This window comes from Paraglaciecola sp. 20A4 (assembly GCF_011378905.1).
In the GTDB taxonomy this organism is placed as follows: Bacteria; Pseudomonadota; Gammaproteobacteria; order Enterobacterales; family Alteromonadaceae; genus Paraglaciecola.
On sequence record NZ_WTPY01000007.1, the window covers coordinates 139136 to 159415 of the forward strand.

Genomic DNA, 20280 nt, shown 5'->3' on the forward strand with positions numbered 1-20280 from the left:
TATGAGCCGTTCAGCGCCTCTTTTACTTAATCCTATTTCTGCCATAGCAGGTACGGTAAATGTACCAGGCTCTAAAAGTTTGTCTAATCGTGCACTGCTTCTCGCGGCGATCGCAAAGGGTGAAACGCACCTGACTAATCTGCTTGATAGTGACGATATAAGGCACATGCTGAAAGCATTGAGCCAGTTGGGGGTGAATTATCGTTTATCCGACGATAAAACCCAGTGCTGGGTAAAGGGCTTAGGTCAAGCCTTTACGGTGAGTAAACTAGAGACCTTGTTTTTAGGTAATGCAGGAACGGCCATGCGCCCACTGTGCGCGGTACTAGCGACCTCAGAAGGGGAGTTTGAGCTCACTGGCGAGCCTCGTATGGAAGAGCGGCCTATCGGTGCATTGGTTGATTCATTACGTCAAGCTGGCGCTGATATCACCTATTTGAAAAACGAAGGCTACCCACCGTTAAAAATCCAAGGGGCAGCACTTAACGGCGGCAAGATAAGCGTTGAAGGAACGGTGTCTAGCCAGTTTCTAACCGCGCTGTTGATGGCTGCACCTTTGTTTCAAAACGATAGTGAAATCAACATTGTAGGCGAGTTAGTATCTAAACCTTATATCGATATAACCTTAAATACGATGGCGCAATTTGGTGTAGCAGTCGAAAATAACAATTATCAACGTTTTAATGTGAAAGGGAATCAGCAGTATCAAGCTGCGGGTGACTTTTTGGTTGAAGGTGATGCATCTTCGGCATCGTACTTTTTAGCAGCAGGGGCGATTAAAGGCGGGACAGTACGTGTTACTGGCGTCGGCAAAAAAAGCATTCAAGGCGATATCCGTTTTGCTGACGTGCTTGAAAAAATGGGAGCCAAAATTACCTGGGGTGATGATTATATTGAGGTAGAAGGCGCCCCCCTCGTTGCCGTTGATATGGATATGAATCATATTCCTGATGCGGCGATGACGATTGCGACCACTGCGTTGTTCGCGAAAGGAACCACGTCTATTCGAAACATCTATAATTGGCGCGTCAAAGAAACGGATCGTTTAGCTGCGATGGCATGTGAGTTACGCAAAGTCGGCGCTGAGGTAATAGAAGGGCATGACTATATAACCATCACACCGCCAACTCAGATAATCGAAGCGGCTATCGATACTTATGACGACCATCGGGTAGCGATGTGTTTCTCGTTAGTCGCGTTAAGCGATACACCCGTGACCATCAATGACCCAGATTGCACAGCAAAAACCTTTCCAGATTATTTTGCTCGCTTAAAGCAAATCAGCGCATAAATTACTGACCACTGTAAATAACACATTTTATTTACAGCGGTCACATAATTGTAAACTTGCTTACATTGCTTATCTAAATCCAATGGGTATAATTGCGCGCGATTTTCATTAGCTCAGGAGAGAGCATGCAAGTATTTCCCGTCATCACAGTAGACGGCCCGAGTGGAGCAGGTAAGGGAACAGTCAGTACCTTGTTGGCTAATCGTTTAGGTTGGCACTTCCTCGATAGCGGCGCGATTTATCGTGTTTTGGCTATTGCCTCTATCCACCATCAAATCGATCCTAGCGACGAAGCTGGCTTGTTACCGTTAGCATCTGGTCTTGACGTTAACTTTGAACCTGCTGAGTTTGGCTGCAAAGTAATTCTTGAAGGCGAAGATGTTAGCGACGATATTCGTACTGAAGAAGTGGGTGCAGTTGCATCTAAGGTGGCGTCATTGCCGACTATCCGCGAAGCGCTACTTCGCCGTCAACGCGCTTTCAAAGCCGCGCCGGGTTTAGTGGCAGATGGACGCGATATGGGCACCATTGTGTTTCCAGAAGCCGAAGTAAAGATTTTCTTAACCGCTAGCGCTCAAGAACGAGCCAGTCGAAGATTTAAGCAGTTGAAAGAAGCTGGGCATGATGTTAGCATATCGCGCCTTTTGGCTGACATCGAAGCCCGCGACGATCGCGATTCAAATCGTAGCGTAGCGCCCTTAGTACCAGCAAAAGATGCTCTTGTTATTGATTCTACGGAATTAAACATAGAGCAAGTACTTGAAAAAATTAACGAATTTGCCAATTTGAAAATAGCTATTTAATTATCAAATTTTTAAGTTCACTTTGTAGACTGCCCAACATCAGGATGAAGTTGGCAATGAATAACAACCCCACGTTAGCCGGATTGCAGTGTGGATGTCAAAATGAAACAATTAATCTAACTATGACTGAAAATTTTGCTCAACTATTTGAAGAAAGCTTAAAAGAAATCGAAACCCGTCCAGGTGCCATTGTTAAAGGTACTATCGTATCTATCGATAAAGACATCGTTTTAGTAGACGCAGGTTTGAAATCTGAAAGCGCTATCCCAGCGGAACAATTTCGCAATGCAGACGGCACATTAGAAGTTGAAATCGGAGATGTAGTTGACGTTGCACTTGATGCAATTGAAGACGGTTTCGGCGAAACAATCTTGTCGCGCGAAAAAGCAAAACGTCACGAAGCCTGGGTTGAGCTAGAAAAAGCTTACGATGACAAAGAAACGATCAAAGGTGTTATCAATGGTAAAGTCAAAGGTGGCTTTACGGTTGAAGTGAATACAGTTCGTGCATTCTTACCTGGTTCATTAGTAGACGTACGTCCAGTACGTGATACTACTCATCTTGAAGGTAAAGAACTGGAATTCAAAGTTATCAAGCTTGATGCTAAGCGTAACAACGTTGTTGTATCACGTCGTGCGGTTATTGAAGCAGAAAGCAGCGCAGAGCGCGATCAACTTCTTGCTAACCTTGAGGAAGGTCATGAAGTTAAAGGTATCGTTAAGAACCTTACAGATTACGGTGCGTTCGTTGACCTTGGTGGTGTTGATGGTCTTCTACACATTACTGATATGGCTTGGAAACGCGTTAAGCACCCAAGTGAAATCGTTAATGTTGGCGATGAAATCAACGTTAAAGTACTTAAGTTCGACAAAGAAAAATCTCGCGTTTCATTAGGTATGAAACAGATGGGCAACGATCCTTGGCAAGAAATTGCAGAACGTTACCCTGAAGGCTCTAAATTGAGCGGTGCAGTTACAAACTTAACTGACTACGGTTGTTTCGTTGAAATTGAAGACGGTGTTGAAGGTCTAGTTCACGTATCTGAAATGGATTGGACTAACAAAAACATTCACCCATCTAAAGTTGTTAACTTGGGTGACACTGTTGAAGTTATGGTTCTTGAAATTGACGAAGAACGTCGTCGTATTTCTCTTGGTCTTAAACAATGTAAACCTAACCCTTGGGAAGAGTTTGCTAAGGCACAGAGCAAAGGCGATAAAGTTAGCGGTAAGATTAAATCTATCACTGACTTCGGTATCTTCATCGGTCTTGATGGCGGCATCGACGGCTTAGTACATTTATCTGACATTTCTTGGAACAAGACTGGCGAAGACGCTGTTCGTGAATACAAGAAAGGCGATGAAATTTCAGCTGTTGTTTTACAAGTTGACCCAGAGCGTGAGCGTATCTCTCTAGGTGTTAAACAGATTGAAGAAGATCCGTTTAATCAATATCTGACAGATACTAAGAAAGGTACTATCGTTATCGGTACTGTTACTGAAGTTGACGCGAAAGGCGTAACTGTTAAACTTGCAGAAGAAGTTGAAGGTTATATCCGCGCTACTGACTTGGCTCGTGAACGTGTTGAAGATGCATCAGAAGTCGCATCTGTAGGCGACGAAATCGAAGCTAAATTTATGGGCGTTGACCGTAAGAATCGCATCGTTAACTTGTCTGTTAAAGCGAAAGATCAAGCAGATGAGAAAGAAGCACTTGACAAAGTTAACCAACAAGAAGATGTTGGGTTTGCTAACGCATTTGCAGAAGCCTTTAAAGCGGCGAAGAGCGAAGATTAATCAGCTTAGGTGCGTGTTATGCGCACCGTTAGATTTTTCACAACGTACTTATATATTGAAGGAGAGTTTTAATGACCAAGTCAGAACTTATCGAAAGACTAGCGGATAAAGCCCGTCACGTACCTTCAAGAGACGTTGAGTTGGCTATTAAGGAAATGTTAGAGCAAATGGCGCAAACCTTACAAAAAGGTGAGCGCATCGAAATCCGCGGATTTGGAAGCTTTTCTCTGCATTACCGCGCACCTCGAGTAGGTCGTAATCCTAAAACGGGCGAGACAGTGGAGTTAGATGGTAAACATGTACCTCACTTTAAACCCGGCAAAGAATTACGAGAGCGAGTCAACGAAGATTTAATTGCTTGATTTATCTATAAAACATCAAAACGGCACTCCAATTGGGGTGCCGTTTTTGTTAGAGTGTAGTAAATTATAAGTTACTACTAGCGAAGCTTAATTAAAGATACAATTAAACGCTTACTATCAGTAAATATTCCAATTCGAAAGCCCAATTAGGAGGCAAATAAGTATGAAGTTCAAGGGATTACTATCTCTTATTGCTGTATTAGTCTTACTGTTAATTGGTGGCTTTATTGGTTCTCAAAATACCCACAGCGTAACGGTAAACTATATTGTAGCGCAAAGTGACCTACGTGTTTCCGTGCTTATGTTGATCCTCTTTTTATGCGGAGCAGTGCTCAGTACAATGGTATTCCTATTGTATACGTTACGATTGAAGTGGCGAGTAGCAAGCTTGGAACGTCAACTTAAAAAATCTAATCGCGTTGATAATTCTTAATTATGCTTGAATTGCTCTTTTTACTATTGCCCGTAGCCGCTGGTTATGGATGGGTGATGGGGCGTAATAGTGTTCGTCAAGCACAGCGTAAGCAATCCAGTATTTTATCTAAGCACTATTATAAAGGCTTAAATTTTCTTCTGTCTGATGAGCCTGATAAGGCTGTCGATACGCTTATTAAAATGATCAATCTCGATAGTGATACGGTCGAAACCCATATTGCCATGGGCAAGTTTTTCCGACATCGTGGCGAGTTAGATCGCGCCATACGTGTACATCAAAATTTAGTTAGTAAAGAACAAATTTCTCCTACCCAGCGTGAATCAGCCCTTAAAGAGCTGGGCAAAGACTATGTATTAGCGGGCTTCTTAGAGCGCGCTGAAAATGCATTCCTGCAGTTACTTAATTCCGACAAACATTTTCTTGATGCTCAGCAACAGTTATTTGATATCTATCAGGCCACTAAAGAGTGGGGAAGAGGTATAGAACTCGCTGAAAACATGATGGAAAATAACGGCGATAGCGATGAATTATGCATTCGCATCTCACATTTCTACTGTGAACAAGCTGCTATTTATGTTCGAAAAGACGAAATTAATCTTGCAGAAAAGAATTTGCAAAAAGCCATTATGGCGGATCAGAATACAGTTAGACCTTGGTTAATGCTTGGGCAGATTGCCATAAGCCAAAAGCAGTACCAAACCGCGATAGAGTATTTACAACAGATACCCCTGAGAGATATTTCTTGGCTTAGTGAAGCGGTGCCGTTGATCGAACAAAGTGCAGAAGCGCTGGGGGATATGACCCAGTTAGAAAAAATTCTAGATGAGTACTGGCAACAATGCGCGACGTCGTATTTAGCTAAAGTTAATTTAATGGCCCGCAAGGGAATGACCAAAGAAGCCGCCGACGTCTTGTTACAACAATTACGCCAGCATCCGACTATGAAAGGGTTTAAAACGCTTATGGGCTTGTATATAGAGCAGCAAGCCCCCTCTGAATCTATGAATGGCTTAGTTCTATTAAAAGGGTTAGTCGAAGAGCAGATTAATCAGCGCCCCAAATACCGTTGCCATAGTTGCGGCTTCTCTGGACGACAGATTCATTGGCTGTGTCCATCATGTAAAAAGTGGGGACAGGTCAAACCGATTAAAGGCTTAGACGGAGAGTAAGAGTTAATGCAAGATCCTAAAGTGGTTATCGCCCTCGATTTTGATGTAAAAAAACAAGCGTTAGATTTTGTAGATAAGATAGACCCGTCTCAGTGTCGCCTTAAAGTAGGCAAAGAAATGTTTACCTATTTCGGCCCGGAATTTGTTCGAACATTAGTCGCTAAGAAATTCGATGTTTTCCTCGACCTTAAATTCCATGATATTCCTAATACTGTTGCTAAAGCTTGTATAGCGGCAGCTGATCTAGGGGTGTGGATGGTTAACGTCCATGCATCCGGTGGCGAGAAAATGATGTGTCATGCAAAAGAAGCATTGCTTCAATTTGGCGCTAACAAACCTCATCTTATCGCGGTAACAGTACTAACGAGTATGGACCAGCATCAACTGACACAAATTGGCATTAATTCAACCCCTATGGAACATGTGCTTAGACTTGCTTCGTTAACGAAACAAGCTGGCTTAGACGGTGTTGTATGCTCAGCTCAAGAAGCAGAAGTATTAAAGCAAACCCTCGGTAAAGACTTTATGTTAGTCACACCAGGTATACGTCCAGTAGGTTCAGATGTAGGAGATCAAAAGCGTGTAATGACGCCTCAGGAAGCAATGCGTGTTGGGGTGGATTATATGGTGATTGGCCGACCGATAACTCAAGCAGCGGATCCCGTTGCAGCCCTTGAATCGATAAACGCTTCTATCCGTTAGTGAGCAAACTCGTTTAAACGTTTTTTAAAGACTAAAAAGGGCACTTCACGAGTGCCCTTTTTTATATTAGCAAGACTGAGTCTTAGCCTTAACGTTAAGCGTTTAAAGCTGTTTTAGGATCGGTATACGTCAAGCCTAAAGATTTTCCTAATGCATCTACAACCGCTTTATAGGTTACTTTGCCTTCATGTACATTTAAGCCATTTAATAGATGAGCGTCATCTAACATAGCCTGCTTCGGTCCTTTATTAGCTAAAGCGAGTCCGAAGGGTAGGGTGGCGTTGTTTAAGGCCATAGTCGAAGTCCGTGCTACGCCGCCTGGCATGTTAGCCACGCAGTAATGAACCACGCCATCTACAATGTAAACAGGATCTTGATGGGTCGTAGCTTTTGACGTTTCAAAACAACCGCCTTGATCGATAGCCACATCGACTACAACCGAACCTTCTTTCATATTTTTAACATGTTCAGCAGTCAGCAATTTAGGTGCTGTAGCACCTGGCACCAATACAGCGCCTACCACTAGATCGGCTTTAGAAGAGTAATGTTCAATTGCATCAACCGTAGAAAATACAGTCTTAACACGTCCGTCAAAAATATCATCTAATTCACGTAAACGCGGTAACGAACGATCTAAAATTGTCACATCTGCACCTAATCCTAGTGCCATTTTAGCGGAATTTGTACCCACCACACCACCACCGATAATAAGCACTTTACCAGGTGCAACACCAGGTACGCCACCGAGTAAAGTACCGCTGCCGCCTTGGGCTTTTTCTAAATAATGTGCGCCAGCTTGAACGGCCATACGTCCAGCTACTTCGCTCATAGGAGCCAATAAAGGCAATGCGTTGCGGTTATCGGTTACGGTTTCGTAAGCGATACAGGTTGCACCAGATTCAATTAACAACTGAGTTTGTTTGGGATCAGGAGCAAGGTGTAAATAGGTATATAGGGTTTGTCCTTTACGTAGCATTTTGCATTCAATTTCTTGAGGCTCTTTAACTTTAACGATCATTTCGGCTTTGGCAAAAACGGTCGCTGCGTCAGGCGCAATTTGCGCACCTGCAGCAATATAATCTTCGTTCGGAAAGCCAATTGACGTACCCGCATCGTCTTGAACCAACACTTGATGGCCGTGAATAATAAATTCTTTTACTGCTGCAGGTGTCAGACCTACGCGGTATTCATGATTTTTAATTTCTTTCGGTACACCAATTAGCATAAATAAACCTTTTAAACGTTAAGAGTAATAATAAAATGCGCAAGTGCACAATGCGCAAAGTATAAAGTAAGCGCCAAAGAAAATTATTCTGAAGATTAAAGTCTTTAAGTATAAAATACCGATAAATATCAAAAATGCAGAATTTTATATGTTGATAAAAACCCCAAAACATCTTGATAGAATTGATCGTAATATTCTAAGTGAACTTCAGAAGAACGGAAGACTATCAAATATCGACTTAGCAACTAAAGTTGGACTTAGCGCAAGCCCTTGTTTAGAAAGAGTTAAGCGTTTAGAGAATCAAGGTTATATATTGGGCTACCACGCCAAAGTTGATCCTCATAAATTGGGTGCCGCGATGCTGGTATTTGTTGAAATTACGTTGGTAAAAACGTCACCAGATATTTTTGAGCTATTTTCTGCTGCAGTCAAACAGCACGAAGATATCCAAGAGTGCCATTTGGTATCTGGGAATTTCGATTTTTTACTCAAGGCCAGAGTCGCTGATATGTCGACTTATCGAAAATTACTCGGTGATACGTTGCTGCGATTACCGGGGGTGAATGAATCGCGAACTTATGTCGTTATGGAAGAAGTTAAAGACACCACCATAGTGAAAATTAATCAACGTTGAGCTCATCGTGAGCAGATTGTTCAATTACTGTGCATAAGGGCGTCGTCGGCTAGGATTTTTCGCTAAGCACTGGTATCTTATACAGCTAATTTTACGTGGTAACCCTAAGTTGAAAGAAAACCCTATGGCAAGACTCACTGGTATCCAACGGATCATGGAAGTAGGCATGATGCTCAGTTGCGCATTTGCTTTTTTCTTGTTGCTCGCATTGGCTTCTTTTAATCCGGCAGATCCCAGCTGGAGCCAAGCAGGCTTACAAGGCGATATCCACAATTGGGTGGGGGCAATTGGCGCTTGGTTAGCTGATATTTTATTTTTTACATTCGGTTATATAGCCTATATTTTTCCGTTTACCGCCGCTTTTGCTGGTTGGTTTATGTTCCAGCAGCGCAAACGTATTTCTGAATTTGATTACCTTACTATCGGCTTACGTATTCTAGGCTTGTTACTGGCCCTCGTGGGGGCTGCAGGTATCGCAAGTCTTAATTTTAACGATTTATTTTATTTTTCAGCCGGCGGGATGCTCGGTGATGTGATCAGTTCGTCACTTCTACCTTATCTAAATTTTGCCGGTACTGTACTGATTTTATTAAGTTTGTTCTGTACTGGCTTTACATTCTTAACCGGTATTTCTTGGTTGACTGTAGTGGACAAAACAGGCGCTTTAGCCATTGCATTTGCGACGGGCGCATGGACCTTACCCAAAAAAATCCAAGAAGCACCCATTTTACGTCTCGGTTTCAATCGGGCTGAAAAAACAGATGCTCAAGACAATACTGCGGCAGACCCTAACAACACCGACAGCCACCCACCGGCTTATAGTTACGCCAAAGAACGGGTTGAGCCAAAAGTATCGGCCTTTGATGAAGCCAAGCAGCAGCCAAGTTTTAGTATTCCCCAAGAGGTGTTGTTAGACCCAGAACCTAAGTCGGATGACGCAAGTCTTATCTCTATTAGCGAACTACGCGATAAAATCGGCTTTGGTCGCAAAAAGAAAGCACCAGAGGAGGAAGAAGAAAATACCTCCAACGATCCAGTTGAGGACACGAGTGCGACAGTGAATAGCACCAGTGCTAATAATACTGTGCAAGTCTCTGATGATGTTAAAGCAGCAGCTGAGTTACGCGCAGCTGAAAAGGTGGAAGCGGATGCTGCAGCTGCGGCACATGCACCAATGCCTTCATTTGATTTACTGCAACGTGCAGATAAAATCAAAAATCCAATAACACCTGAAGAACTAGAGATGGTTTCTCGATTACTAGAAGAGAAGCTCAAAGATTTTAATATAGATGCCCACGTAGTCGGAGTGTATCCAGGCCCGGTTATTACCCGTTTTGAAATGGACTTAGCGCCAGGTGTTAAGGTAAGTAAAATAACGGGTTTATCAAAAGATCTAGCCCGAGCGATGTCTGCTATTTCGGTGCGGGTAGTAGAGGTTATTCCAGGTAAATCCGTTATCGGGTTGGAATTACCAAACAAAAAACGCGATATGGTGCGCTTGAGTGAGGTGATTAGTTGCGACGCCTTTCAAACTGCCGAATCTGATTTAACGATGGTATTAGGTGCGGATATTTCAGGCAAGCCGGTTATTGTTGATTTGGCTAAGATGCCCCATTTATTGGTCGCGGGTACCACGGGCTCAGGTAAATCTGTCGGCGTTAACGTGATGATCTTAAGTTTACTCTATAAATCAACGCCTGAAGACGTGCGTATGATTATGATCGACCCGAAAATGCTCGAATTATCAGTGTATGAGGGGATTCCACATCTGCTAGCTGAAGTCGTTACCGATATGAAAGAAGCCGCTAATGCGCTGCGCTGGTGCGTGGGGGAAATGGAACGTCGCTATCGTTTGATGTCAGCATTAGGTGTACGTAACCTTAAAGGTTATAACGCGAAAGTGAAGCAAGCCATAGCGGACGGTCAACCCATAAAAGATCCCCTTTGGAAGTCAGAAGAGAGCATGCTCACCGAAGCGCCTGATCTTGAAAAACTGCCTGCGATAGTGGTTATCGTAGATGAGTTCGCCGATATGATGATGATTGTTGGCAAAAAAGTGGAAGAACTGATTGCTCGAATTGCCCAAAAAGCGCGAGCGGCCGGAATTCATCTTATCTTGGCAACTCAGCGGCCTTCGGTTGACGTCATTACAGGCTTGATTAAAGCCAATATACCGACCCGTATTGCCTTTCAAGTATCCTCTAAAATTGACTCCCGCACCATACTCGATCAGCAAGGCGCTGAAGCGTTATTAGGTATGGGAGACATGTTATATTTACCACCTGGCACAGGCGTGCCAACGCGTGTGCATGGCGCGTTTGTTGATGACCACGAAGTACACGCAGTCGTAGCCGATTGGAAAAACCGCGGTGCGCCGCAATATATTGATGAAATATTAAATGGTGATGCAAGCGCTGAGGTTTTACTCCCCGGCGAACAGCCAGAAGGGGTTGATCAGGAATTTGACGTGTTTTACGACGAAGCAGTTTCTTTTGTGACTGAATCACGCAGAGCGTCGGTATCCAGTGTGCAGCGTAAATTCAGAATTGGTTACAATCGAGCGGCGCGTCTTGTCGAACAAATGGAACAGAGCGGTGTCGTAACTCCGCCTGGCCACAACGGTAATCGTGAGGTGCTTGCGCCTCCACCACCAAGAGATTAATTTATGATAGGTTTTCAACATGCCACGTTCGGCTTAAAACACTTTAAAGGCGGAATGATAAAAACGGCGTTTATATTATTCGCGTTCAATGCATCATTCAATGCACAAGCGCAGCAATCTGATGTAGATATGCTTAAAAGCCGCTTGCAAACGTTACATAATTTCAGTGCCTCTTTCACACAAAAAGTGACCGATGCAAATCACGAAATATTGCAAGAAGCGACAGGCGTGATAAAGCTAAAACAACCTAATAAGTTGTATTGGGAGTTGAACCCGCCCAATGAAAATATACTTATCGCGGATGGCACAACATTGTGGAATATTGATCCCTTTGTTGAGCAAGTAACTGCCATTAATCAAGAGCAAGCCGTGGCCAACAACCCGCTTATATTACTGACGCAGCCTAACAGTGCCGCTTGGGAAGATTTTACCGTGTCCCATAGTAATGATACGTTTCGTATTGATGCTAAAAACGCTGATTCGGCCGTTCGTTCATTGGTTCTTGTTTTTGAAAATGACCAGTTAAACTCAATGAGTATGCAAGACAGCCAACAACAAATCAGCGATCTTTATTTTAATGATATTCAACAAAATAAGACTATCAGCGAAAATATTTTCAGCTTCAGTTTACCCCAAGGGTACGATTTGGACGATCAGCGTAACTAATGTCTGACGGATTCGATTTTAGCCATGAAGATGTGCAAGATTTTGCGCCATTAGCTGCCAGAATGCGGCCACAGAATATCGCACAATATTTTGGTCAACAGCACATAGTAGGTGAGGGTAAGCCATTACGCAGTGCTATTGAGCGTGGTCAGTGTCATTCGATGATACTGTGGGGGCCGCCAGGGACGGGTAAAACGACCCTTGCTGAAATTATAGCGCTGCATTGTGATGCGCATATAGAGCGGATTTCCGCTGTGACATCGGGTGTCAAAGACATTCGCAGTGCCATTGAGAAAGCCAAGCAAAATGCTCTCAGTCAAGCTAAGCGTACGATCTTATTTGTTGACGAAGTTCACCGATTTAATAAAAGCCAACAAGACGCCTTCTTACCTTTTATTGAAGACGGTACGATTACGTTTATCGGCGCAACCACCGAAAATCCCTCGTTCGAGCTAAATGGCGCCTTATTATCACGGGCCCGCGTGTATGTGTTGAAATCTCTCACAACCGACGACCTTATCGATATTGCCAAGCGCGCCTTAACCGATAAGAAGCGTGGCTTAGGGACTTTAGCCCTAAAAATTGAAGACAATGGTTTAGCGTTATTGAGTGAATTAGCCGGCGGTGACGCTAGGCGGTTATTAAATTATATTGAATTGGCCGCGGACTTTTCATCACAAGGCTATATTACACTTGAGGCAATTAAAGAAGCCGTAGGCGAAAAAGTTGCACAGTACGATAAAGGCGGAGACAAATTTTATGATCTTATTTCAGCCTTTCATAAATCTGTGCGAGGATCTGCCCCTGATGCGGCCTTATATTGGTATGCCCGAATGTTAAACGCGGGGTGCGATCCATTGTATATAGCACGGCGATTACTGGCCATTTCCACTGAGGACATTGGTAATGCCGATCCAAGAGCGATGCAAGTATGCTTAAACGCGTGGGATATCTTTCAGCGCGTAGGGCCAGCAGAAGGTGAGCGAGCGATTGCCCAAGCGACTTTGTATTGTGCAAGTGCTGCAAAAAGTAATGCGGTCTATACGGCATTTAAGCAGGCTATGAATGATGCTAGAACACTGCCCGATTATGAAGTACCAAGTCACTTGCGTAATGCGCCTACCAAATTAATGAAAGAAATGGGATTTGGTGAAGGATATCGTTATGCTCATGACGAACCCAATGCGTTTGCCGCAGGTGAGAATTATCTTCCACCGGAGATGGGCACAACACAATATTACCAACCCAACGAGAGAGGCCTTGAAATTAAGCTCAAAGCCAAATTAGATTATTTAGCTGATTTGAATAACCAAAGCGCTTATAAAAGGTACAAATAAATGCAGCATAGTTTTGCTATATACACTTATATTGCGCTTGGGGGCGCAACGGGGGCTTGTTTACGCTTTTTTCTGTCTAATTTAATGTTGCAATGGTTTGGCAAAGGATTTCCTTTTGGTACACTTCTTGTCAATATTGTGGGTTCGTTCAGTTTGGGGTTTCTTTACAGCTTAATTGAACAGGGGCATTTGGAAATCGTTATCTGGCGCACCGCTATCGGTATCGGTTTTTTAGGTGCACTAACCACATTTTCTACCTTTTCAGTGGACACCCTAGTTTTGCTTCAAGAAGGGATGTGGTTGAAAGGGGCGTTCAACATAATTATTAATATCACCTGTTGTTTATTTGCAGCGTGGTTAGGTACACAACTAGTTAAAGGTTAAGTCAAACAAGATGTTAGATGCTAAGTATTTACGTAACGATATAAACACTGCAGCGCAGAAACTTAAAAAGCGCGGTTTTACGCTAGATGTTGCTCAGTTCAGTGCACTAGAAGAAAAGCGCAAAGCACTGCAAATGCGTACGCAAGAATTACAAAATGACCGTAATGTGCGATCCAAATCAATCGGTAAAGCGAAAGCGTCAGGTCAAGACATCGCGCCTTTGTTAGCGGAAGTTGGCCAACTAGGTGATGAGCTGAATCAAGCGAAAGCAGAGCTCGCAACATTGTTAGACGAAATACAAACGTTAGCATTACACCTCCCCAATTTGCCTGATGACTCGGTTCCTCAAGGTAAAGACGAAGCCGATAACGTTGAGATATCACGCTGGGGTACGCCGCGGGTATTCGATTTTGATGTGAAAGATCACGTAGATTTAGGTGCCAATATTGGCAACGGACTAGATTTTGAAACCGCAACAAAATTAACGGGTTCTCGATTTGTCGTGATGCGCGGTCAAATAGCGCGCTTAAACCGAGCTATAGCCCAGTTTATGCTTGATTTGCACACTGAGCAGCATGGCTACCAAGAGATGTATGTACCGTATTTGGTGAACGAAGAAAGCATGCTAGGAACCGGGCAGTTTCCAAAATTCATTGGCGATGCTTTTCATACCAAACCGGCAACTGAAGAAGGTCAGGGTTTATCACTTATTCCTACATCAGAAGTGCCGCTTACCAATATCGCCCGTGACTGTATTTTTGCAGCCAATGAGTTACCGATTAAAATGACCGCCCATACCCCATGTTTCCGTAGCGAAGCGGGTTCGTATGGTCGCGATACCCGTGGGCTTATTCGTCAACACCAGTTCGACAAAGTAGAAATGGTTCAACTTGTGGCCGCTGATCAATCCTTTGAAGCGTTAGAAGAGCTTACTGGACATGCTGAGAAAGTACTTCAGTTATTAGAGCTGCCGTACCGAAAAATGCTGCTTTGCACAGGTGATATGGGCTTTGGTGCCACTAAAACCTATGATTTGGAAGTGTGGTTACCGGCACAAGATACCTATCGAGAAATATCCTCTTGTTCAAATATGCTCGATTTTCAGGCGCGCAGAATGCAAGCCCGCTACCGTGATCCACAAACTAATAAAACTGAATTACTGCATACCTTGAATGGTTCAGGTTTAGCGGTAGGCCGAACCTTAGTGGCAGTGTTAGAAAATAATCAACAGGCCGATGGCAGTATCACCGTGCCAAAAGCCTTGCACTCTTATATGAACGGTATAACCGTTATTGGTGAGGTTAAGTAAGCGCAAGCTTGCAAGCCAGTTGAGTGAATACAAAAAAGGGCGCGAATGATTACCTAATTGATTAGATAGGGTAATTACCGCGCTTTTTTTATTTTTGATTTAAAATTTTTACTAAGCAAAATTAATCGTTGGGTTTTACAAACATTTAGCGGGTTTAGGTAAACCTGCTATTTTGGTTGCTTGTTTGGCTGGGCCTTTTTTAAATAGGCGGAACAAGTAACGGCTATTGGCCTTTTCAGGTCCAAATTTCAGCTGCATTGCTTTGACCAATGCTCGCATGGCTGGGCTCGTGTTGTATTCTAAGTAGAATTCCCGTACAAAATTAACGACTTCCCAATGACTTTCTGTTAACTCTATACCTTCATCTGCAGCTAATAACGGCGCTAGACTGGGATGCCACTCATTAACGTCGAGTAAATAGCCCGCCTTATCAACTAATATTTTTTTACCATCGTATTCTATAAAACCAGTCACGTGTTTTAGTTTCCCCTTGGGTATTTAGTATGGTGTTGAATCACCAGCTTATCGATGCACTATGGCTTAGGGTCAACGTAACAAAATCTTCAACGTTTATACGCTTGATAAAGCGACTGCTGTTGTCCAAGATATCTTTTGAGCTATAACTACCTCTAGCCGTTATATCGTCTTCTAATGCGTAACACAGAACCTTTTTTGTTTTATACATACCGTCGAGCTTCGCTAACGTAGGCAAGTGACTAACGCCATAAACACCATCTTGAATTAATATGATCCCATCATTTTGCGCACAGTGGTTAACGACAAGGTCAATCACATTAGCGCAATAAGGGCTACTACTGATGATATGCAATGTCATTAAAACCTCACCAAATGGTCGTGCAGGGCTATGCGAACATTAAGTTCATCGTGGGGCAGTGAAGTGACGTCAATACACAAGTCACTTTTCGTTAGCTGCCGGTCGATAAGGCTCTGCTCACATACGTAAATATCATCGATATCGTAAAAGGTTAAAGCAGGAAATGTTTTACTGTAATTTTTTCCCTGTTCAGGTAGAGGCTGTTGTGACTTAACGAGTTGAAAAACACCGTCGTCTACAAAGAACAAACTAACATCTTGACCAAAATTAGCGGCGGCTAACGCCAAGTCGAGACTCTCTTGACCGTTGGACACCCCATAAGGAGCTGTACTGTTAATGATGCCTACACTCTTTGTTATCAAAACTGTATTACTCTGTCACTGATTTGCATTAGTTCTACCAATTCACCCAAGCCTACCTCGATGAAAGGGTCAGCGAGGTTAAAACCTTCTTGGCTATTATCTGTGGCATCTTGCTCGTTTATTACACCGCGCCTGTTCGCAGCGGTAACGCATACGTTCAGTGGTATTGAATGCTGTACGCTTAACGCAACCCAAGCCGTGTACAAGTCAAATTCATCGCTATGACCTGATTGAAAACGGTTGGCATTTTGTACACCGCCCTGATAAAAGAAAATGCCTTTTATATCATGACCTAAATTCAACGCCGCGCACACAAAACGGTAAGCGCTAAACGCGTATTGTTGCTCAAAAGGAGCATGAGTGACCAATAAACTAAGGGTAGCCATTACTAAAATACCTAAGGTTAGTACAAATAAAAACACCCCGACTAAGCGGGGTGTTTTAGCAACACATTAACGATTAGTCATCGCCACCGAAAACACCTAAAAGATGCAAGATAGACGTGAACAAGTTGTATATATTCAAGTACATAGATACTGTTGCGCGAATATAGTTAGTTTCACCACCGTTGATGATACGGCTTGTATCAAACAAGATGAAGCCAGACATAATAAACACGATAGCAGCACTGACTGCTAAGCTAAGCGCAGGAATTTGGAAAAACAAGTTAGCGAGTGATGCGACAACCGCAACAATCAAACCCACAATTAAGAAACCACCCATAAAGGAGAAGTCTTTCTTGGTGGTTAATACATAACCTGATAAACCAAAGAATACTAATGCCGTAGCGCCAAAGGCCTGCATAATCATTTCAGGACCGTTTTGGAAACCAGCATAGTAGTTCAATGTATAACCTAATGAGCCGCCGAGTAAACCCGTAAAGGCAAACACGAACAAAATACCCATTGAGCTTTGCGACGCTTTATTTAAAAAGAATATCATGACCAACGCAGCTAGGTTCATACCTAAAGCAGCACCTGGGCCGATATTCATTGCTGCAGCTACTCCAGCACAGATTGCACTAAATGTGAGAGTCATTGCCAATAGTAAGTACGTATTGCGCAAAACCTTGTTTGTTTGCAGGGCCGAAGCCTGTGCAGTATTGCTATACGTAGAGCGATGTTCCATTTGTTACCTCCAATAGGTAAAGTGATGTTGTAAAACAGTTAATATATCTATGATGCCTTTGTATGGGGTTTTGTTCAATTATTCAAGTGCTAGCGTCGACTATTATGCGAAATATTAGTAACTTGATGTAAAATCACCCAGTATGATTAAATTGTAGTCGGTCAGCAGGTTTAGGGTAATAAAGGCTTTACAAGCACAGGAAACGTCATTATTATTCTGCTCCTCAATTCGGAGAGGTGGCAGAGCTTGGTTTAATGCACCTGACTTGAAATCAGACGTAGGGTCAAACCTACCGTGGGTTCGAATCCCTCCCTCTCCGCCATATTGTGTTAGTAAGTAGATTTATATTAGTTGAATTAAATCTACTTACAGAAAAAATTGGATAGCTGGCAGAGCTCGGTTTAATGCACCTGACTTGAAATCAGACGTAGGGTCAAACCTACCGGGGGTTCGAATCCCTCGCTATCCGCCATAAAAACAAAAAAGCCTCAACGTTTTTCGTTGGGGCTTTTTTGTTTTCGCTGTGTCGGATTGTGAGGGTGAGAACCCCCGCGGTTCGAGCGAATGTCAGGAACATTCACTACCGCCGCAGGCGCATGTAGCGTCAGGCACAGGGACGTGCCTGAGTACATCCCTCGCGCTTTGGCTCGTATTATCAGATAGTTAAATCAACAACCGTATCCGTTGGGGCTTTTTTGTTTTCGCTGTGTCGGATAGCGAGGGTGAGAAGCCCCCGCTGTTCGAGCGAATGTCAGGAACATTCACTACCGGCGCAGGCGCGCGTAGCGTCAGGCGCTGGGATGTGCCTGAGTACATCCCTCGCGCTTTGGCTCGTATTATCAGATAGTTAAATCGACAACCGTATCCGTTGGCTTTTTTGTTTTCGCTGTGTCGGATTGTGAGGGTGAGAACTTCCGCGGTTCGAGCGAATGTCAGGAACATTCACTAGCGGCGCAGGCGCGCGTAGCGCCAGGCACAGTGATGTGCCTGAGTACGGAACTAATTTTTCCATGCTAATCAGCAATATTACGGAATTTCGTCTCGTTTTATTAAATAAGTGATCAGCAACGTACCAATTAACATAGTGCCTGCCGACAGATATAGCCCCAAATTATAACTCCCTAACCAAGCCGTTAGTAAGCCCGTACTGGCAGGAGCAATAATCTGCGCGACACCGTAAGCTAAAGTCATTTTCCCCATAAATTTTGCTGGATTAGACGGATAAAAGTGTCCGGCCATGGTCAAAACAAGGCTAACGATCGCAACAAACGTGGCGCCAAACAAAATCGCACTGATTGCAATAACAATTAGGTTAGCACTGAGAGTTGGTAGCATTATGCCTACGATTTGCAGGCAAAAAGCTAAAAACAGCGTCATCAAATAGCCCCATTTACGTGCAATCCTATCCGCTATCAAAACAGCCGGTGTAGCCGCTAAACCTAGGAGAATAAATACCTGTTGGCCGCGGCCTGTTAGTGACGGAATACCTTCAACAATATCTACGATAAATGTTGCGCTGACCACATAACCGTAACCCGCACAAAAATAAGCGGCCATGATGACCCATGTAAAGACTTTACTCGGTGGACAGTCTTTTACTTTATTCGCAACTAAACTGTCCATGTTACGAGCTGGGTTAGGTATCCAGATCCAGGCCGGTATAGCAAATACGATTGCCATCAACGAAAGATATAGCCATTGATACTGCCAACCTACTGATAACCGAAGTAATATTTCAACCAAAATGGCTGCGATAAAAATACTTAGTCCAATGCCAGAAAAATGTATACCCAGCTCACCTCTTTTACCATGATGAACAAGCCACTTAAGAATTAAGCCTGACGCAATAATAAAGCCCGCAGAGGTACATATACCGGATATAAAACGCAATATTGCCCACAGGTAAATATCTGTCGTTAGTCCCATCGCTGCAGTGGTGACAACGGCCAGAACTAAGTAGAGCCGATAAAGAAGATATTTATGCGTAAGGTTATTTAGATTTGAAACAATTAGTACACCGACTAAATATCCTAAATAGTTAATGGTCGCCAGCCATCCACCACCCACCTCGGTTAAACCTGCATCAGACTGCATTAATGGCAGCAACGACGTATATGAAAAACGAGCAATGCCGGCAGTGACGATCAAACTGCAAATTCCCGCTGTATATACTTTAATTTTCGATAGCTGATTACTCATGTTTCTTCTTATGCAGGGGTAATAAGCAGTAGTCTACGGGCTTTTTAATTTAGTAAAAATTGAATAGTGTTGAATTAATGTTTCAATATATGAGCATTTTTCGAAGATGCTCGGCCTTCGCACGTTCAAAGCGATAGTTCCGATGGGATTAAAGATGCGTCCGCTCTTTTGTACACAGTGTCATTGAATATTCCAACGCGCATCCAAAAACTCGAAAACGAGCTAGGGGTAAAGCTATTTAAAATGAGGCTTCACAAGCTAGAACTTACTTCTACGAGGTATCAACTTTACGATTACGCTAAACGAATCCTCAACTTAACTCAGCAAGCCGGGTTTGCCGTGCAGATACACAAGTAACTTAGATAACTTATTATCAGAACAACTGAAATATTTGCTGAGGTGTATTTGCCAAATGCCCTTAAAGACTTAAAACGAATGAAGCCGAGCATTAAGCCGATGATTCAGACCGCAACGAGCGCGGAGTTAATAAGGCGTGTTTGAACACTAAATTCATTATGCTTTTGTTGGCAATAAGGTGAGTCATGAGCGCTTGATATTCTTGCTGATTGTCAAAGAAGATCATGTCATTGTTGAGCCAAATGACCAGCAATACGAAAAGATATTGATTGTTCGTCAAAGGGGGGGGACCGCCAATCGGCAGTTTAATGGCAAAACAGTGCTGGGCGCAGTGACGAGCAGGTCATGACGATGGGCAGTGTCGAAGGCCTACATAGCTGTATTGCTGCTAACCTTGGTACAAAGTTATTGGCAAAGGGATGGTAATGAACAGACGTAATGAGTCTTCATTGCGTAAAATCCAAGTCATTGAGCCGCAAAAAATTTAATATTTCTCTTATTTTTCTTTAAGATAATCCGTTAGTAGAGGACATCAGATCGATTGCTAACGTCTATTGATAAAGCATAAAGAACGCTATCGCCAGAACGTGTATAACAGTCGCTCTCATATTAGATAAACCAGC

At 43.2% G+C, this 20280-nt stretch carries 20 protein-coding genes and 2 tRNA genes; 15 read left to right on the forward strand and 7 right to left on the reverse strand.

Annotation, left to right across the window (positions count from 1 at the left end; translation table 11 throughout):
- Position 1: 1 nt before the first annotated feature.
- The 7 genes from aroA (at position 2) to pyrF (ending at position 6559) form a co-directional block, all read left to right on the forward strand.
- Positions 2-1291: a 3-phosphoshikimate 1-carboxyvinyltransferase gene (gene aroA / locus GQS54_RS09985; protein ID WP_166423855.1), complete on the forward strand. Its 1290-nt coding sequence runs from the start codon at positions 2-4 to the stop codon at positions 1289-1291.
- 125 nt (positions 1292-1416) lie between these two features.
- On the forward strand, positions 1417-2094 hold the full coding sequence (cmk, locus tag GQS54_RS09990) for a (d)CMP kinase (protein ID WP_166423856.1): 678 nt from the start codon (positions 1417-1419) through the stop codon (positions 2092-2094).
- 122 nt (positions 2095-2216) lie between these two features.
- On the forward strand, positions 2217-3890 hold the full coding sequence (rpsA, locus tag GQS54_RS09995) for a 30S ribosomal protein S1 (RefSeq protein WP_158772242.1): 1674 nt from the start codon (positions 2217-2219) through the stop codon (positions 3888-3890).
- Between the two features lie 71 nt (positions 3891-3961).
- Positions 3962-4252, forward strand: coding sequence for an integration host factor subunit beta (ihfB, locus tag GQS54_RS10000; RefSeq protein ID WP_006991151.1), 291 nt, complete (start codon positions 3962-3964; stop codon positions 4250-4252).
- A 163-nt stretch (positions 4253-4415) separates the two neighbouring features.
- Positions 4416-4685, forward strand: coding sequence for a LapA family protein (locus GQS54_RS10005; protein ID WP_166423857.1), 270 nt, complete (start codon positions 4416-4418; stop codon positions 4683-4685).
- A 2-nt stretch (positions 4686-4687) separates the two neighbouring features.
- A complete protein-coding gene (gene lapB / locus GQS54_RS10010; RefSeq protein ID WP_166423858.1) occupies positions 4688-5857 on the forward strand; it encodes a lipopolysaccharide assembly protein LapB in 1170 nt (389 codons plus the stop codon).
- Between the two features lie 6 nt (positions 5858-5863).
- Positions 5864-6559, forward strand: coding sequence for an orotidine-5'-phosphate decarboxylase (gene pyrF / locus GQS54_RS10015; RefSeq protein ID WP_166423859.1), 696 nt, complete (start codon positions 5864-5866; stop codon positions 6557-6559).
- Positions 6560-6653: 94 nt separating this feature from the next.
- Here pyrF and ald read toward each other — a convergent pair whose 3' ends face one another.
- A complete protein-coding gene (gene ald, locus GQS54_RS10020) occupies positions 6654-7784 on the reverse strand; it encodes an alanine dehydrogenase (RefSeq protein WP_166423860.1) in 1131 nt (376 codons plus the stop codon).
- A 148-nt stretch (positions 7785-7932) separates the two neighbouring features.
- Between ald and lrp the strand changes: the two genes are divergently transcribed.
- The 6 genes from lrp to serS all read left to right on the forward strand — a co-directional run bounded on the left by lrp (position 7933) and on the right by serS (position 14776).
- A complete protein-coding gene (gene lrp, locus GQS54_RS10025) occupies positions 7933-8418 on the forward strand; it encodes a leucine-responsive transcriptional regulator Lrp (protein ID WP_158770249.1) in 486 nt (161 codons plus the stop codon).
- A gap of 124 nt (positions 8419-8542) precedes the next feature.
- Complete coding sequence (locus GQS54_RS10030) at positions 8543-11080, forward strand: DNA translocase FtsK (protein ID WP_166423861.1); 2538 nt, start codon at positions 8543-8545, stop codon at positions 11078-11080.
- A 3-nt stretch (positions 11081-11083) separates the two neighbouring features.
- Positions 11084-11746: an outer membrane lipoprotein chaperone LolA gene (gene lolA / locus GQS54_RS10035; protein ID WP_166423862.1), complete on the forward strand. Its 663-nt coding sequence runs from the start codon at positions 11084-11086 to the stop codon at positions 11744-11746.
- The gene (locus GQS54_RS10040; RefSeq protein WP_166423863.1) at positions 11746-13083 is read left to right on the forward strand and encodes a replication-associated recombination protein A; all 1338 of its coding nucleotides are present in this window, start codon (positions 11746-11748) and stop codon (positions 13081-13083) included. The genes lolA and GQS54_RS10040 overlap by 1 nt, the downstream gene beginning before the upstream one ends.
- The gene (gene crcB, locus GQS54_RS10045; protein WP_166423864.1) at positions 13084-13467 is read left to right on the forward strand and encodes a fluoride efflux transporter CrcB; all 384 of its coding nucleotides are present in this window, start codon (positions 13084-13086) and stop codon (positions 13465-13467) included.
- Between the two features lie 10 nt (positions 13468-13477).
- Entirely contained in the window at positions 13478-14776 is a 1299-nt protein-coding gene (gene serS / locus GQS54_RS10050) for a serine--tRNA ligase (RefSeq protein ID WP_166423865.1), read from the forward strand.
- Between the two features lie 135 nt (positions 14777-14911).
- On the opposite strand, the gene GQS54_RS10055 is transcribed toward serS, so the two are convergent.
- From GQS54_RS10055 to GQS54_RS10075, 5 genes are all read right to left on the reverse strand, one after another.
- Positions 14912-15250, reverse strand: coding sequence for a TusE/DsrC/DsvC family sulfur relay protein (locus tag GQS54_RS10055; protein ID WP_166423866.1), 339 nt, complete (start codon positions 15248-15250; stop codon positions 14912-14914).
- Positions 15251-15290: 40 nt separating this feature from the next.
- The gene (gene tusB / locus GQS54_RS10060; RefSeq protein WP_166423867.1) at positions 15291-15611 is read right to left on the reverse strand and encodes a sulfurtransferase complex subunit TusB; all 321 of its coding nucleotides are present in this window, start codon (positions 15609-15611) and stop codon (positions 15291-15293) included.
- Positions 15611-15973 (reverse strand): sulfurtransferase complex subunit TusC, encoded by a 363-nt coding sequence (tusC, locus tag GQS54_RS10065; protein ID WP_166423868.1) that lies wholly within the window; start codon positions 15971-15973, stop codon positions 15611-15613. The genes tusB and tusC overlap by 1 nt, the downstream gene beginning before the upstream one ends.
- Positions 15970-16359 carry a sulfurtransferase complex subunit TusD gene (gene tusD, locus GQS54_RS10070; protein WP_166423869.1) on the reverse strand — a complete coding sequence of 130 codons (390 nt, stop codon included), beginning with the start codon at positions 16357-16359 and terminating at the stop codon, positions 15970-15972. Before tusD ends, tusC begins: the two co-directional genes overlap by 4 nt.
- A gap of 73 nt (positions 16360-16432) precedes the next feature.
- A complete protein-coding gene (locus GQS54_RS10075) occupies positions 16433-17101 on the reverse strand; it encodes a Bax inhibitor-1/YccA family protein (protein ID WP_158770239.1) in 669 nt (222 codons plus the stop codon).
- Between the two features lie 230 nt (positions 17102-17331).
- On the opposite strand from GQS54_RS10075, the gene GQS54_RS10080 reads away from it, so the two are divergent.
- Positions 17332-17423: transfer RNA gene (locus GQS54_RS10080), tRNA-Ser, on the forward strand.
- Positions 17424-17481: 58 nt separating this feature from the next.
- Positions 17482-17573: transfer RNA gene (locus GQS54_RS10085), tRNA-Ser, on the forward strand.
- 554 nt (positions 17574-18127) lie between these two features.
- On the opposite strand, the gene GQS54_RS10090 is transcribed toward GQS54_RS10085, so the two are convergent.
- Positions 18128-19300, reverse strand: a complete 1173-nt coding sequence (locus GQS54_RS10090; protein WP_166423870.1) for a YbfB/YjiJ family MFS transporter — start codon at positions 19298-19300, stop codon at positions 18128-18130.
- Between the last annotated feature and the right edge of the window lie 980 nt (positions 19301-20280).